The sequence below is a fragment of the Tenacibaculum finnmarkense genome (assembly GCF_900239185.1).
Lineage (GTDB): Bacteria > Bacteroidota > Bacteroidia > Flavobacteriales > Flavobacteriaceae > Polaribacter > Polaribacter finnmarkensis.
The window spans coordinates 230,081-247,031 of record NZ_OENA01000023.1 but is presented as its reverse complement, the minus strand read 5'-3'; the positions used below and the strand labels follow the sequence as shown (position 1 = coordinate 247,031).

Genomic DNA, 16,951 nt, shown 5'->3' with positions numbered 1-16,951 from the left:
AAGGTGTCTAATAATTTAGAAAGATGCTTAGCAAAAGTTATTGCATAAACAAAACATAAAAAAAATAATTATCCCCCCTTTTATATTGTAGTTTTTTTTGAGGCGCTCATTGAGCGCCTCTTAATTTTTTTAGTTTAAAACTTCTTCTATAACTTTTCCTGTGCTACCATTAGGAAACTCAATTTGAAGTAAATTAGAAAGTGTAGGAGCGATATCAACAATTTCATATTTCTTTTTTGATGCCCCTTTTTTAATCCCGTTTCCGTAAAAAATTACAGGAATATGTGTGTCATACGAATATCCCGATCCGTGGGTAGTTCCTTTTTTAGGATAACTAACCGTTGACGGAGTAGGAACAAGCATTACATCGCCTGAAAACTTTTGATTATAGCCGTTTTGTAACGAATTTAAAATACCCGTAGTAAACGAGGTTGTTTGTAAAGTTCTTGCGGTTGCGGTTTTGTAAATTCCTTTGTAATTAATTACCTGATCGGCTATTTTTTGTGCTACTTCATTTTTATTTAAGTTTAAAGATTCTATTTTATCTTTATCTAAAAAAATCTGAAAGTTTGAAATGTTTTCAACCAAAGCATCCGAATTAAAATATTTTTTGGTGATATCATTTACAAAAGCAGTAAATTTTTTATAACTAAAATAATTGGCAGGAATTTTAACCGATTGTAAATAAGCAGGCACTTGAACTGCTGCGTGGTCGGCTGTTAAAAATAAGGTGTAATTTCCTTTACCAACTTTAGCATCTAAAAATTGAAATAAAGAAGCTAAATCTTTGTCTAAACGTAAATAAGTATCTTCAATTTCTTTAGATGCAACACCGAATTGATGCCCAACATAATCGGTAGATGAATAACTAACAGCTAAAAAATCGGTATAATCAGATTGCCCTAAGTTTTCGCCAATAATGGCTGCTTTTGCAAAATCGGTCGTTAAAGAATTTCCTGCTGGAAGCCCTTTTATAATGCTGTAATTGTTGTTTTTAGCTCTTAATTTAGGAATATTATGTGGAAATACAGGTTTTTTTTCACCTTTAAAAGCTTGCTCAAAATTGTTGTCATCAGCAATACTTTCGGTGTAGGTATTTATGTTGTATAAAGTTTCCCACGGCTGGCTTAAATAAGCATCTGCAATTTTTGCCTTATTAAATTTTTGTACCCATTTTGGCAATTTATCCATGTAATATGACGAGGTAATCCAATCACCTTTACTACCGCCATCAAACCAATATGCACCGTTCGCAGTATGCCCCGCAGGTAAAATTGCCGAACGGTCTTTAATAGCAATACCAATAGTTTTTCCGTTCATATTTTGTGCCAATCGTAATTGGTCGGTAATGGTGGTGGTAAGCATTCTGTTAGGTGATTTTTTCCCGCCATCGCCATTGTTTCCAACAGTTTTATAAGTGCTATCGTCAACACAATACACCGATTTTTTTAAGTATTTATCATACCAATTATTACTGATAATAGCATGATTTATAGGTGTTGTTCCTGTATAAATAGAGGTATGCCCAACAGCGGTATAGGTAGGAATGTAGTTGTAATGAGCGTTTTCAAGCGAAAATCCTTCATTTAATAGGCGATTAAAACCATCGGCACCATATTTACTCGCAAAACGGGTAAGATAATCGTAACGCATTTGATCTATAACAACGCCTACAACCAATTTCGGTTTTTTAGGAGTCTTTTTTTTAGGGGGAGTAAAACTACACAGGCAAACGATAGCCAAAGCAGCTAAGGGTATGAATTTTTTCATTATAAAATTTAAAAAGTTATAAAATCAAAGGTAGGTAAATGCACACTAAAACTAATAATAAAGCCAAGAGTTAATGGTTTTTTAATACTTTAGCCAAAAGAAAAATAGATTCGTTTAAATGAAGAACTACATTGAGCATATAGGTACGTATATTTTAATGCTAAAGCAAGTTTTTACAAAGCCACAGCGTGCACGTGTTTTTAAAGAAGCATTGTTTAGAGAAGTTGATGAATTGGGGCTTAAATCATTAGGGATTATTTCCTTTATCTCCTTTTTTATAGGAGGAGTAATTGCCTTGCAAACCGCCCTGAGTTTAGACAGTCCTTTTATACCTGATTCATTAATCGGATTTGCCGCAAAACGCTCGATGATTTTAGAATTTGCACCCACATTTTGTTCTATTATTTTAGCAGGAAAAGTAGGGTCGTATATTACATCAAGTATCGGATCTATGCGTGTTACCGAACAAATTGATGCGCTAGAGGTAATGGGAATTAATTCTTTAAATTACTTGGTATTACCTAAAATAATAGCCACGGTATTTTTTTATCCTTTTCTGATAATATTAGCAATGATTTTAGGGATTTTTGGAGGATGGCTTACCGGAATGCTTTCGGGGCTGTTTTCAGGAGTAGATTATATTATAGGCTTACAAATGGAATTTGACCCGTTTTTAATAACTTATGCGATGATAAAAACCTTAATTTTTGCATTTTTAATAGCTACTGTGCCAGCATACCACGGATATTATGTAAAAGGAGGTTCGTTAGAAGTGGGTAAGGCAAGTACGCAATCGGTAGTTTGGACAACCGTACTTATTGTAATCGCCAATTATTTATTAACACAAATGTTATTAACGTAAATGATAGAAGTAAAAAACTTACATAAAGGATTTAATGGTGTTGAAATTTTAAAAGGAATAAGCACCACTTTTTTACCAGGAGAAACCAGCTTAATTATAGGAACAAGTGGCTCGGGAAAAACAGTTTTTTTAAAATCGTTAATAGGATTACACATTCCAGAATCAGGGACTGTTACTTATGATGGCTTGGTAAATACAGCAATGACAGCAGCTGAAAAACGAAATTTTCGTAAAGAAATAGGCATGGTTTTTCAAGGAAGCGCCTTGTTTGACTCACAAACCGTAGAAGAAAATGTAATGTTTCCTTTAAAAATGTTCACCAAGCAGCCAGAAAGTGAAATGCTAGACAGGGTAAATGTTGTTTTAAAACGGGTAAACTTAGAAAATTCGAATAAAAAATTTCCTGCCGAATTATCAGGAGGAATGCAAAAAAGGGTGGCAATTGCAAGAGCTATTGTAATGAATCCTAAATATTTGTTTTGTGATGAGCCTAATTCAGGTTTAGACCCGCAAACCGCAACGGTTATCGATAATTTAATTAAAGAAATTACTGATGAATATCAAATAACAACCATTATCAATACACACGATATGAACTCGGTGATGGAAATAGGGGAGAAGATTGTTTTCTTGAAAAATGGCTTCAAAGAATGGGAAGGATCGCATAAAGAAATTTTTAGAACAGATAACGAGGCTGTAGTAAACTTTGTATATTCGTCTAATTTGTTTAAAAAAGTACGGGAAGCCTATTTATTAGAAAAATAATTTTAAAGGTAAATAATTGAAAAACAAATAGCTATCAAAAAACTTGAAAAAAACTTAATTTTTTTTGCTAAAAAAGTTTGTAGAACTCTAAAAACCTTGTATATTTGCAACCGCTAAGCAGAAAACAATATAATGACCTGGTAGCTCAGTTGGTAGAGCATCTCCCTTTTAAGGAGAGGGTCCTGGGTTCGAGCCCCAGCCCGGTCACTAAAGCTTCTCTTGTTAAAAGAGAAGCTTTTTTATTTTTTATGCAAAAGCTTTGGGGAGATACCAAAGCGGCCAACTGGGACGGACTGTAACTCCGTTGTCTTACGACTTCGCAGGTTCGAATCCTGCTCTCCCCACAAAACTTTCATCTTTTATAAAGCTGAAAGTTTTTTTATGCCTTATTTTTTGATTTTTACCCACAAACTTTGCAGTCGTCTTTGTCTTGTATTTCGCCAACAAGTTTACCATTTTCATTTAAAACAAACCCGCAACAATCCATAAATCCTTTTGCTATGAGTTTACGAGCTCGTTGAATTTGCGATTTTGTGGTGGGCAAGCTTTGTTTTAAGGTATCGGCAACTTCTTGTTGTTTGAGTCCTTTAATATCGGATAAAAACAACGGATCTCTATATTTTTTAGGTAAGTTTTTTAAAATCCCTTGTAAACAATCTTTTTCGGTATGTATTTCTTCTTTTTGAAGTGTTGCTGTTTTTAAATTAGCCAATTCATTAGCTAATTTAGCTGTTTGATTATTGCTTTTAAAATAATCGATTACAGTGTTTCTGGCAATGGTAAAAATCCAAGGTTTTAACTTGGTAATATCTTTTAAGCGGTGAAGTTTTGTGTGTATTTTAATAAAAGTATCTTGTAGAATATCATCGGTAGCGGCAGTATTTTTTACCTTACTTAAAATAAAATATTTTACATCGCTTGCGTATGTTGCCCAAACTTGCTTTGTTGTCATCTTCTAAATTTACGAAAATGTCATTACAAAGTCAACAGGTACTTGCAACTTTGTAATGACAAAAATTAATACCTAGTTTATTTAGCAATTACAATTATTGCAAGTACAGTTTTCACAGGTACAACTAGCACAGTTTCCTGTTTTACATCCGTCACAATTACAGGTACAGTTACATTGATTTTTATAGTTGGTCATGGTAATTTGTTTTTAAAGTTCATATAATAGACTTTAAAAAGCTTAAAAAGATGCACTTTTTTGATAAAATATTTTTTAAACCTTAAATTAAAATAAAAAGACACTTTAAAATATCGTTTTAAAGTGTCTTTTTTGTAGATGTTATGCTTTTTGCTAAAATTATTTTACTTTTAAGAGTTTGATATCGAAAATTAAAACAGAGCCACCAGGAATTCTTGACCTATTTTGACTACCATACCCTAATTTAGAAGGTACTAAAAGCATTCCTTCGCCACCTTCTTTAAAATAGGTAATTCCTTCGGTCCAACCAGCAATAACTTGTTGTAAGTTAAATGAAATACCATTGCTATTTTGATCGAAAACGTTACCATTTAAAAAATAACCTTTATATGCCACGGTTACTTGCGAGTTACTAACAGGTTTTGCTCCTGAGCCTTCCTTATTTACAACATAGTATAAACCTGACTCAGTTTTTGTTGCTTTTAAATTATTATCGGCAATATATTTAATAATATCAGCCTGGTTTTGTGCATCAAAATCACGAACATCATTTGATGATGATGAGCCACAAGAAAAGAATGAGGCGATAAGTGTTAATAAACATACTATTTTTTTCATTATTGATTGTTTTAAATTACTATAAATATTAAAGGTTAAGGTTAGTACACTTTTTGACCATTTACATAGGTTGCCATAACTTTTGTATTTGGAATTTTATCGCCTGTGACAGTCATAATATCATTTTCAAGGATGATAAAATCGGCAACTTTACCAATTTCAATACTTCCTTTTTCGGTTTCTTCAAAGTTAGCGTAGGCATTCCAAATAGTCATTCCTTTTAAGGCGTTTTCTCTAGATAAGGCATTTTTCATTTGATATCCATCTTTAGGAAACCCTTTTAAATCTTTTCTGATAGTAGCGGCGAAATAAGTATAAAGTGGGCTTACATTTTCAATCGGAAAATCAGTTCCTAAGGCAACTTTACCATATTGTTTTAACAAATCATTATAGGCGTAAGCACCTTTAATTCTTTGAGTACCCACACGGTTTTCTGCCCAATACATATCGCTTGTAGCGTGTGTTGGCTGAATAGAGGGTAAAATGTTTTTAAAATGATGAAAATCTTGCGGAGCAACAATTTGAGCGTGTTCAATTCTCCAACGACGATCTTTTTTGTTTTTTAATGCTTTGTTATAAGTTTTTAACATTACATAATTGGCAGAATCGCCAATAGCGTGGGTGTTCATTTGGTAGTCTGAATCGGCAATTTTTTGAGCTAAATTCTGTAAGTTTTCATACGAATTAACCAATGCACCAAAATGCCCTTTTTTATCAGAATAGTCACTTTTTAAAGCCGCACCACGAGAACCTAAAGCTCCATCAGCATATACTTTTACCGAACGTACATGCAGTCTGTCGGTTTTTACAACTCCTTTATTTAGATAATACTCTAAGTTGGTTTTATTATTAGAAATCATGGCATAAATACGCATTTTTAAAGCGCCTACTTGCTGTAAACTATCAATTAATTCAATAACTTGTTTGTCTAAACCAGCATCGTCAACGGTAGTTAACCCAACTTTAAAACAAATTTTTTCAGCATCTTTTAACGCTTGAATTTGCGCTTTTTTACTCGGTTTAGGAACATTGATAAAGTTCATCGCATTGTCAATTAATACGCCAGTGAGTTTTCCTTTTTTCTGAAGAAATTCACCACCTTCAATTTTTGAATCAATGTTAATTTTAGCCATATCAATAGCCACCTGATTAACCAACATTGCGTGTCCGTCAATTCGACGGATAGCCACAGGAATTGTAGGGAATAATTTATCTAACTTTTCTTTGCTAGGAAATTCTTTTACCTCCCAATCGTTTTGATCCCATCCACGACCTGTTATAAAATTGCTATTTTTTTCTTTTTGAAATGCCACCAATTTTTCAAGCACTTGATCATAACTTTTTGTGCCGACTAAATTTACTTTTTGCTGTTGTAATCCTAAGCCATAAAAATGACAATGCCCATCGATAAAACCAGGGTATATAGGTTTGTTTTTAGCATCTATAATTTTGGTTGCGCTGTACTTTTTTTGAATATCATTATTGCTTCCTATACCGATAAATTTACCGTCTTTAACAGCAAAACTTTGGGCTTTATCAAAGTTTTTATTAACAGTGTATATGGTTGCATTAATAACAATTAAATCGGCTTTTTGATGGGTTTTACAAGAAAGTAAAAGGCTAAAAATAAGGCCGTAAAATAGTGTTTTTTCCATGTAGAATTTAGTTTTTTAGTGCTTGCTATTTTACTTATAAAATAGCATCAAATTTCCATGTTAATCCTGCCATAGCTTGAAAGCCTTGTACGTTAAAATTATGGAAGCGCTGATATTCGTTATTTAATACATTATTCAGGTTTAAAAACACCGAAAATGAATCGCTAAAATGATAACCACCATTAAAATTGATGTCAAAATAACTGTCTAAATTTACCGTTGTAAACGTTTTTTGGGGTAGTATAGCGTGTAATTTTCCTTTTCGTTGTCCTACAAAAAATAAGTTTGTACCCGCAAACCATTTATCAGCTTTATAAGTTCCAAATAATTCTCCTTTTATTTCAGGTGTATTCCAAGGTTCTGTTTGGGTAGTTAAAGTAAATTGATTGTATTGCCCGTTTAAACCAATACTTAGGTTTTTAATACCATCAAAAGCAAGTTCACCAAAGCCCGAAATAATGCTAACATTATCGTAATTGGTATTAAAAGAGTTTCCGTATTCATATCCAAATAACGAAAAAGCATTGCTTCCTGCATTGTTTTTTCCGTTAGATTTTGATTGATTTAAAGATGAAAATGCCTTGTTTTCAATATCAGCATAGCTTGCTTTTAAATGATAACTAAATTGATGTTTTAACTTCCCTCTAAAACCTGCGAAAGCTTCATATTTACTAGTTTGTAATAATTTTTGCGTAGGAGAAATATAAGGGTTTTTAGTGGCTAAATCATGGTAGTTATTTGTTTTTAAATCACCAGAAGCACCTATATATATATCTAGTGCATTTGTTATAATAGGGTAAGAAATTTCAAGATCAGGATAGATTAAAAATTGGTTGGTGCTTTTTTCCATATCCATAGAAAAATAACTTTTTGCCCCTATTTTAACCGAAAAATTATGTGCTAAAAAATTATAGCTAGGATGTATTCCTGCGGTAAAAAAACCATGTTTTAATTGGGTTTGTGTTTGGTAGTTATTGTTGAAATTAGTACCTAAATAACTTAAAGTTGTATTGATGTATAGGTCATTTAATTCGCGATGTATGTTATCTAAAGGAAATTTTAAAAGGGCATTTCCATCAACTAAAAATTCACTACTGCTTAAAATATCAGAAAAAAATGATCCTGAAATTTTTGCGTACTCTAAAGAAGAGTCTTCCATGTTAAATTCCCCAAAAAGATTAAAAAAGTTGTAGGCTTGTTCGGGTTCTATATGGCTAGTTGTAGTATCTTTAAAAGTTATATTTTTTGGTAAACCATACCAATTATGCTTATTTCGATTTGCATTAATACCTGCTTTCCAATTGTAATATCGTTCATCTTGTGCGTAAAACAATTTCAATCCCATAGTGTAATAGGTGCTACTAAGTGGTTTTTCTGCAACGGGATTAGCCGAAAGTAAAAAATTTAAATAGGCACCAAATTCACCACCATATCCATCATTATTTTTGATATAGGCTTCTGCAAAAGGCGTCATTTTTGTACCAAAACCAAGCGAAAAATAATTAGGGTATAATTCTTCTCTTTTTCCTAAATCAACTTTTTTCATAACGCCACTTTTAGGAATAAAAGTAGAGGCAACAGGCACTGAAAAGATAGTGTATTCTAGGGCTTTTTTCTGAGTTTCTTTCGTGTGTTTTATAAACGGTTTTTGTTTTATTTTAAAAGCATCTGTAATTTTAGGAACATAGGAAGTAACAACATTTACAACTTCTGTTTTTATAATACTATCTTTTAAAATTACGGGCTTTTCGGCTGCTTTTTTTTCTTGTGAATTGGCAATTGAAATTACAAATAAAACAAGTAAAACAAGGTGTTTTTTTATTAATTTAATCATTGAACTCTTTTTTGTTTTTAACAAATTTTAGTTTTGGCTGTTAATTGATTCGTTGGTTTTGGCTTCTTTATTTTTAATTGCTCGAAGTTCATTACTAGCCGCTTCTGTAATGTCTTTATATTGGGTGAAATTTTTAATAATATTTTCTAAAATATAGGTTGCCTGATACGCATCATTTAAGGCATTGTAGTTTTTTGCCATAATAACATAACTTTTTACACCCCAGTATTTATAAGAGGAATAATTGGCAATTAAATTTTGTACTGCTTTATTAGAGGCTTCAAAATCTTTATGTTTGTTTAAAAAGAAGGCTTTATAATATAAACTTTCTGCTTTTAATTCGCCAGTAGCATTTTTACTTACCTCATTAAAATATTCTTGGGCAGTGGTAAAATCATTTGTTTTAAAAGCCGAACGGGCAATAATTATTTTTGCATCATTAGAAATATTGGTGTCTATTTTTGAAGTTGCCAATACTTTTTCGGCATAAGAAATTGCTTTTGAATAGGCTTGTTTTTCATAATAACCCTTCATTAAATTACTTTGAGAAAAAACAATATTCTGAGGATAATTTGCTGCTTTTTCTAGTTTTTCTAAAATAGGAATTCCATTTTTCCAATCCTCTTTTTCTAAGTATATTTTAGCAAGTTTAATTAGAGATTCTTCTGTAAATGCGTTTTTATCTTTACCAATTACATAGTTATAATGAGGTATGCTATTTTGAAATTTTTTGATGTTACTGTACGATTGTGCTAAGTAAAAATGGGCTTTTAAAGCGTGTATTCCTGAAGGAAAAGTACGAAGGTATTTGTTAAAACCTGTAATTGCTTTGTTGTTATTATTCTCTAAAAATTTATTTTCAGCAGCCTGATAGGTGGCATTGTCAAGCTCTGCATCGGTAATATTTATAAAGCTGATATCTTTAGCCCATGCGGCATATTGATCTACCTTACCAAGGTCAATATATATGTTTTTAACATTGCTAACTGCCTGCGATGCCTCTTTTGAATTAGGGTGTTTTGCTACAATTTCCTTGTATTTCACCAAGGCTTTTTCGTTTTGATTTTCATTGTTATACAACAATCCTTGACGTAAAAGAACACTAGGAATATAATGGCTACTTTTATGTTTTGATAACAAGTTAGTATAGCTTTCTTGTGCCTTAGCAGCATTATTAATCGTGGTGTAGGTTGTTGCTAATTGAAACAAGGCATCGTCTTGTAATTGCGAATCTTGATAGGTATTAATAAGGGTTTGTAAGGCTTCAATTTTCTGATTATTTTTACCCATAAAACCGTAACTCATAGCGGTTTGATATTGCGCATAATCAGCGCCAACACCACCTTGGTCAATTACTTTTTTATACGAGCTAACCGCTTTTAAAAACCCTTTGGAAGCATAAAAAGAATCGCCTAATCGGTTCGAAGCATCATCGTTTAAATCGTTATTTTCTAGTTTTTTATCTAAAAAATCCTGAAAATAAATAGCCGAATTTTGATAGTCTTTTAATTTAAAGTAGGTGTAGGCAATATGGTAGGTTAGTTTTTTAGATTCGTCAAAATTAGTACTCGTAATTTGTAAGAAATTAGTCAAAGAATTTTGATAATTTCCTAATAAATAATCGGTTTCCGCTAGCCAAAAAAGCCCTTTGCTACGAACGGTTTCATTTTGCGATAAACTTGCTTTTTCAAAATAAGGTTTTGCTATTTTTAAGGTATTTTCATTAAATAATTGAATTCCTCTATATAAAGAAACCTCTTTGGCAAGTTCTTTGTTTTTGGCTGATTTTGTGGTTGCTAAATAGGTTAAAGCTCCTTGATAATCTTGCTGATGTAAATACGAGGTAATTAATAAATCACTAATTTCATTAGCGCTTTCATTGTTTGGGTATTTAGCTAAAAACCCTTTTAAAACCTCAGGAACGCTTTGGTAGGGGTTTCCTAATTCATAACTTAATTTAGCATAATTTAACGAGGCACTTTGAGTTATTTTTGCATCAAAATCCATTTCGCTAGCATTTTTAAACGCATTTAAAGCTTCCATTTTTTTTAGTAATTCTAAATAACATTCGCCTAAATGATAATAGGCATTTTGTGCTACTTTATTATTTCCATCAATAATTTTATTGAAATTTCCGATAGCTTCTTCATAGTTTTTTTGCTGATAATAGGCGTATCCTAAATAATAATAATCGGTATTTGTCCACTTTCCTTTAGTTCCTTTGTAGGCTTTTAAATATGGAATTGCAGCATCGTATTTTTTTAAGTTGAAATAACTTTCTCCAATAATTTTAGATACTTGAGAAATTTCTTTTTTATCTTTTGATTTCTTTAAAAGTTCTTCTCCAATTTTTACAGATTTATCAAAACGTCCTGCCTTAAAACTGATGTCTAAAATATAATAATTCGCTTTTGCTTGATAGGTAGCATCATTGGCTAATTTACTTAAATTATCTTCTGCTTCGCCAAAATTTTCTTGTTTATAGGCAATATATCCGAAGTAATATCGGGCATCATTACCATAAATAGGGTTTCCTAATAAGCCTTTAAAATGCTCTTTTGCATCTTTTAAATAATTAGAAACCAGTAGGGCATAGCCCATTTTATAATTTAATTCGTCTCTTTCGGCACTACTTAAAAGGTCTTCATTTACTTTTTGATACCATTTTAAGGCGTGCGCAGCCTTTCTATTGGCAAAATAATAGTTACCAACCTTTAAAAAAGCTTTTTCTCTTTTGCTATGATATGGGTAATTTTGTACAAAAGCCTGTACTTTATTATTGGCGTTACTTTGTGTTAATTTAATGGCACACATAGCGTCATAATAATCAGCATCAGCTTTGCTATTTCGGTGTATTTTTGCATTTGTAGAAACTTCTTTAAATAATTCTTGTGCAGCTGAATACGCTTTGTTATTGTATAATTTCACCGCCTTGTAATAGGTAGCAGTAGTGGTCGAATTAATAGCCGATTCTTGTGCTATGATAGTGCTTGAAAAAGCGATTAAAAACAACAGGTAATAACTTTTTTTATAATAAATAAATTTCATATTTTTTTAAGTATCTAAGAACTATAACGTTCTTTTTTTATTTTTGTTGGAAAACGATGTATTAAAAATACGCATCAAAAGTAAGAAATGTTATATAATTAAGTAATAAAATTTTAGATTTGTAAAAATCAATTAATTATGGAAAAACCTGTTTTACATCTTGAAAATGCGGCTATTTATCAGCAAGAGAACTTAGTATTGTCAAAAGTTAATTTCAGATTAAATAAAGGAGATTTTTATTATTTGATAGGAAAAACAGGGAGCGGAAAAAGTAGCCTGTTAAAAACCTTATACGGTGATTTGCAATTACAAGAAGGTTTTGGTGAAATTGTAGGCTTTAACTTAAATGAAACCAAAGAAAAAGACATTCCTTTTTTAAGACGAAAGCTAGGCATTGTTTTTCAGGATTTTAAACTTTTAAACGATAGAAATGTTTTTAAAAATTTAGAATTTGTGCTAAAAGCCACTGGTTGGAAAAATAAAAGCGATATAGAAAATAAAATCTACGAGGTTTTAGATAAAGTTGGGATGAAGCAAAAATACAATAAAAACACTTTTGAACTTTCAGGAGGCGAGCAACAACGAGTTGCAATTGCAAGGGCTTTATTAAATGATCCTGAATTAATTTTAGCCGATGAACCAACAGGAAATTTAGATCCTAAAACATCGTTAGAAGTCATGGAATTATTAAATAAAATTCATAAAAGTGGAAAAACTATTTTAATGGCAACCCATGATTATCAGTTAATTGTAAAGTTTAAGCAAAAAACATTAAAATGTGAAGGTGGCGAACTTTTTGAAGTAGTACAACAAGTTGTTTAACTTTTATTAATTTTATACTAAAATAACATCAAAAATAAAAACCCGTATAATTTTAAATTATACGGGTTTTTTGTTCCTTAAATTTTTTTACAAGTTTAAAGCAGCATTGTTACTTTTTACCGCTTGGGCAGAGGCAACTAAATTTGCTTTTTCTGCTTCCGATAAATTAATTTCAACGATTTTTTCAATTCCGTCTTTCCCTAAAACAACAGGAACTCCGATACATAAATCAGACAAACCAAATTCACCATCTAATAAAGCTGAACAAGGGAATATTTTTTTAGAATCGCAAGCAATTGCCTGAACCATTCCTGAAACTGCTGCTCCTGGTGCATACCAAGCAGAAGTACCTAATAAACCAGTTAAAGTAGCACCACCAACTTTGGTGTCTTGTAATACTTTTTCTAATCTTTCTTCTGATAAAAATTCAGAAACAGGCATAGAATTACGAGTAGCTAAACGCGTTAAAGGAAGCATTCCTTTATCAGAATGACCACCAATTACCATTCCATCAACATCAGAAATAGGCGCTCCTAAAGCTTCTGCTAAACGGTATTTAAAACGTGCAGAATCTAAGGCTCCACCCATTCCAATAATTTTATTTTTAGCCAATCCAGTAGCTTTGTGTACTAAATAAGTCATGGTATCCATTGGGTTAGAAACCACAATAATAATCGTATTTGGAGAATGTTCTACCAAACTAGAAGCCACCATTTTTACGATACCAGCATTAATATCTAATAATTCATCACGAGACATTCCTGGTTTACGAGCAATACCAGAGGTAATTACACAAACATCAGATCCCGCAGTTTTACTATAATCACCAGTGGTACCAGTAATTTTAGTATCAAAACCATTTAAAGAGGCTGTTTGCATTAAATCCATCGCTTTACCTTCAGCAAAACCTTCTTTAATATCTACTAATACAACTTCTGATGCGAAATTTTTAATAGCAATATACTCTGCACAACTTGCACCTACAGCACCTGCTCCTACAACTGTTACTTTCATATTTTTATATTTTAATTGTGATGATTAATTTAGTTGTACAAAAATAACAATTTGAGTATCGATATAAAAACAAAAGCCCATTGAAATTTCAACGGGCTTTTATGTTAATTTATTAGGTATTTTTTTAGGTTGATTTTATCTAAAACTAAATGCAATTCCTGCATTCACAGAATTGTATTCTTGTAGGGTATAACTTGCGAATATTTTAAAGAATCCCAAGCTTAAACGAGTTCCAATAGTGGCGTTAAATCCTTTTGTTACTTGATTTAATGATATTGGATTTTTCCCTAAGTTTTCCTGAATACTTATCGTTGGATAATTTTCAACTTGATAGGTTGCTATAAAATCAGAATCAGCTTTCATATTTAATTTTGTTGTTCCACCATTGTATCCCGCTCCACCATAAAAATTGATAAAGGGAAAGTTAATAGATGCAATTGCTTGAACTGTGTAACTGTTTAATTCAAATTGGGCAACCGCATTTTGGGCTTTTACACTTTGGTTGATATCACCAATTCTATAATCAACAGTCATCTTAGTATACCCTGCCACTATAGAAACATGCAACGGTGTTTTATCTATCGGGCCAAATAAACTTGTAATTTCTTTCTTTATCCCGATACCAAGTAGGTTTCCTTTTACATCAGTAGAACCTATTTGAGGAACATAACGTATAATAGCATCTAATTTAAAAGGCAAACCTACACCTATTTGAATAGCGGGGGTAGGAATAGCGCTTGCAGGTAAATCTTCTTTAATTCCTTGAGGAAGTGTAAAATTTGCGCTTACTTTTTGACCTTTTATACTTGTTTCGTATTTTAACTCTGTAAGGCTGTTGTTTTTACTTCCTGCTACTGTTGATGAAGAGGTTACGTTATTTGTAATTTTTGTATGATTCGATAAATTTAAGGTTGTAAGATTAAAAATTTCATCTTTTGAAGGCACAAAAGAAGCGTTGGCACCAATGGTTATATCAAAACCAAATTTTTTGTGCACTTTAGCCGTGTGATACCAGCCGTTATTCATACTATATATGAGCCCTTTCATAGCGGGGCTGATATAGGCTTTTGTTAATTTTGAAGCATCTTCCTTTGCTAAAAGGATACTTTCTAATTCTTGTGCTTTTACAGTACATATTGTCGTAAAAACAGCAAATAAAATTAGGGGGAATTTTTTCATTTGATTAAAATTATTTTAAACAAATGTATCAAAAAAAGCTCCGCCCTATAAGGCGGAGCTTTTTAAATTTTATTCTTTAATAAAGATTTAATAAAAACGCAATAAATAGTTAATATAAATACATATTATTTAATAAAACAGGAAATATTATGCATCAATATTTGCATATTTTGCATTTCTTTCGATAAAAGCTCTACGAGGCGGTACATCATCTCCCATTAACATAGAAAATACTCTGTCTGCTTCGGTAGGGCTGTCAATAACAACCTGACGTAAAGTTCTAAATTCAGGATTCATTGTAGTATCCCACAATTGATCTGCATTCATCTCTCCAAGACCTTTATAACGCTGTATACTTACGTTTCCGCCTAATTTTTGAGCAATTAAATCACGTTGATTATCATCCCAAGCATATTCACGTTTTTGTCCTTTTTTAACTAAATATAAAGGAGGAGTAGCAATATAAATATAACCTTGCTCTACCATTTCACGCATATATCTAAAGAAAAATGTTAAAATTAAGGTAGCAATATGCGATCCATCGACATCGGCATCACACATAATAACTACTTTATGATAACGTACTTTTGATAAATTTAAAGCCCTAGGATCTTCTTCTGTTCCGATAGAAACACCTAATGCGGTAAACATATTTTTGATTTCTTCGTTCTCAAAAACCTTGTGTTGCATGGCTTTTTCAACATTCAAAATTTTCCCACGAAGTGGAAGAATTGCTTGAAAATTACGGTCACGTCCTTGTTTTGCTGTTCCACCTGCCGAATCTCCCTCAACTAAGAAAATTTCACATTTTTCTGGATCTGTTTCTGAACAATCAGATAATTTCCCAGGTAAACCACCAATAGACATTACAGTTTTACGCTGTACCATTTCTCTGGCCTTACTTGCTGCGTGTCTTGCTGTTGCTGCTAAAATTACTTTTTGAACAATTGTTTTAGCATCGTTCGGGTTTTCTTCTAAGTAATTCGTTAACATTTCTGAAACAGCTTGTGATACTGCCGCAGAAACCTCTCTGTTACCTAATTTTGTTTTTGTTTGTCCTTCAAATTGTGGTTCTGCAACTTTTACCGAAATAATAGCTGTTAATCCTTCACGGAAATCATCACCAGCAATTTCGAATTTCACATTTTTTAATAAACCAGAATTTTCGGCATATTTTTTTAATGTTCCAGTTAATCCTCTACGGAAACCAGATAAATGTGTTCCTCCTTCGTGTGTATTAATATTATTTACATACGAATGTAAATTTTCAGAATATGACGTATTATAAACCATTGCAACTTCAACAGGAATTCCGTTTTTTTCTCCTTCCATAGAAATTACTTTGGAAGTTAGTTGCTCACGCGTAGAATCTAAATATTTAATAAACTCAGGCAAACCTTCATCAGAATGAAAAACTTCAGAAATAAAATTTCCTTCATCATCTGTGTTACGTTTATCGGTTAAAGTAATGGTAATTCCCTTATTTAAATAAGACAATTCACGCATACGCGTAGCCAACGTTTCGTAATTAAATTCTGTTGTTTGTTTAAAGATAGATTTGTCAGGTAAAAAAGTAACAATCGTACCTGTAAAATCAGTTTCGCCAATTTTCTTTACAGGATATAAAGCCTTTCCTTGAGAATATTCTTGTTGCCAAACACTTCCTTCTTTATGAACAGTAGCTGTTAAAAGATCAGAAAGAGCATTTACACAACTTACACCAACACCATGTAAACCACCAGAAACTTTATAAGAATCTTTATCGAATTTACCACCAGCACCAATTTTAGTCATTACAACTTGTAATGCAGAAACGCCTTCTTTTTTATGAATTCCTACAGGAATACCACGACCGTTATCTTTGGTAGTAACAGAATTATCTTCATTAATAGTAACATCAATGGTATCACAATAACCACCCATTGCTTCATCAATAGAGTTATCTACTACTTCATAGACTAAATGATGTAAACCTCTAACGCCAACATCTCCAATATACATTGATGGACGCATTCTTACGTGTTCCATTCCTTCTAAGGCCTGGATACTGGAAGCGTCATAATTACCTTTATTTTCTTCGCTCATTCTAAAAAAGAGTTAATTAATTTTTGTTTTTTTCTGTTTTTTATCACAAAATAAATATTAATTTTTTTTTTTCTGCGGATAAAAAAATAGGCTGATTTATAAAATGTAAAGTTGATATACTCTATAAGAGCCTAGCGTACAAAAATACGAAA

12 protein-coding genes and 2 tRNA genes are annotated in these 16,951 nt (G+C 31.9%); 5 read left to right on the top strand and 9 right to left on the bottom strand.

All coding sequences use genetic code 11. The features are described 5' to 3' along the window. Positions 1-129 precede the first annotated feature (129 nt). Complete coding sequence (gene pafA / locus AQ1689_RS03345) at positions 130-1,770, bottom strand: alkaline phosphatase PafA (protein WP_101914624.1); 1,641 nt, start codon at positions 1,768-1,770, stop codon at positions 130-132. Positions 1,771-1,888: 118 nt separating this feature from the next. Between pafA and AQ1689_RS03340 the strand changes: the two genes are divergently transcribed. The 4 genes from AQ1689_RS03340 to AQ1689_RS03325 all read left to right on the top strand — a co-directional run bounded on the left by AQ1689_RS03340 (position 1,889) and on the right by AQ1689_RS03325 (position 3,741). After that, positions 1,889-2,632 (top strand): MlaE family ABC transporter permease, encoded by a 744-nt coding sequence (locus AQ1689_RS03340; RefSeq protein WP_058885690.1) that lies wholly within the window; start codon positions 1,889-1,891, stop codon positions 2,630-2,632. Beyond that, a complete protein-coding gene (locus AQ1689_RS03335; protein WP_101914625.1) occupies positions 2,633-3,397 on the top strand; it encodes an ABC transporter ATP-binding protein in 765 nt (254 codons plus the stop codon). Between the two features lie 134 nt (positions 3,398-3,531). Further along, positions 3,532-3,604: transfer RNA gene (locus tag AQ1689_RS03330), tRNA-Lys, on the top strand. Between the two features lie 54 nt (positions 3,605-3,658). Continuing rightward, positions 3,659-3,741 (top strand) — tRNA-Tyr (locus tag AQ1689_RS03325). A 56-nt stretch (positions 3,742-3,797) separates the two neighbouring features. On the opposite strand, the gene AQ1689_RS03320 is transcribed toward AQ1689_RS03325, so the two are convergent. From AQ1689_RS03320 to AQ1689_RS03300, 5 genes are all read right to left on the bottom strand, one after another. Further along, on the bottom strand, positions 3,798-4,349 hold the full coding sequence (locus tag AQ1689_RS03320; protein ID WP_101955177.1) for a sigma-70 family RNA polymerase sigma factor: 552 nt from the start codon (positions 4,347-4,349) through the stop codon (positions 3,798-3,800). 354 nt (positions 4,350-4,703) lie between these two features. Next, a complete protein-coding gene (locus AQ1689_RS03315) occupies positions 4,704-5,162 on the bottom strand; it encodes an FKBP-type peptidyl-prolyl cis-trans isomerase (protein WP_101955176.1) in 459 nt (152 codons plus the stop codon). 41 nt (positions 5,163-5,203) lie between these two features. Next, the gene (locus AQ1689_RS03310; protein ID WP_101955175.1) at positions 5,204-6,817 is read right to left on the bottom strand and encodes an amidohydrolase; all 1,614 of its coding nucleotides are present in this window, start codon (positions 6,815-6,817) and stop codon (positions 5,204-5,206) included. A gap of 34 nt (positions 6,818-6,851) precedes the next feature. Next, a complete protein-coding gene (locus tag AQ1689_RS03305) occupies positions 6,852-8,651 on the bottom strand; it encodes a hypothetical protein (protein WP_101955174.1) in 1,800 nt (599 codons plus the stop codon). A 27-nt stretch (positions 8,652-8,678) separates the two neighbouring features. Next, positions 8,679-11,699 carry a tetratricopeptide repeat protein gene (locus tag AQ1689_RS03300; RefSeq protein ID WP_101955173.1) on the bottom strand — a complete coding sequence of 1,007 codons (3,021 nt, stop codon included), beginning with the start codon at positions 11,697-11,699 and terminating at the stop codon, positions 8,679-8,681. A gap of 138 nt (positions 11,700-11,837) precedes the next feature. Here AQ1689_RS03300 and AQ1689_RS03295 point away from each other — a divergent pair, with 138 nt between their 5' ends. Beyond that, on the top strand, positions 11,838-12,521 hold the full coding sequence (locus AQ1689_RS03295; protein WP_101955172.1) for a cell division ATP-binding protein FtsE: 684 nt from the start codon (positions 11,838-11,840) through the stop codon (positions 12,519-12,521). Between the two features lie 87 nt (positions 12,522-12,608). On the opposite strand, the gene AQ1689_RS03290 is transcribed toward AQ1689_RS03295, so the two are convergent. The 3 genes from AQ1689_RS03290 to gyrB form a co-directional block, all read right to left on the bottom strand. Further along, positions 12,609-13,535, bottom strand: a complete 927-nt coding sequence (locus AQ1689_RS03290) for a malate dehydrogenase (RefSeq protein WP_101955171.1) — start codon at positions 13,533-13,535, stop codon at positions 12,609-12,611. A 135-nt stretch (positions 13,536-13,670) separates the two neighbouring features. Then, entirely contained in the window at positions 13,671-14,714 is a 1,044-nt protein-coding gene (locus AQ1689_RS03285; RefSeq protein WP_101955170.1) for a DUF6588 family protein, read from the bottom strand. A 147-nt stretch (positions 14,715-14,861) separates the two neighbouring features. Then, positions 14,862-16,799 carry a DNA topoisomerase (ATP-hydrolyzing) subunit B gene (gyrB, locus tag AQ1689_RS03280; protein WP_101955169.1) on the bottom strand — a complete coding sequence of 646 codons (1,938 nt, stop codon included), beginning with the start codon at positions 16,797-16,799 and terminating at the stop codon, positions 14,862-14,864. Positions 16,800-16,951: the final 152 nt, after the last annotated feature.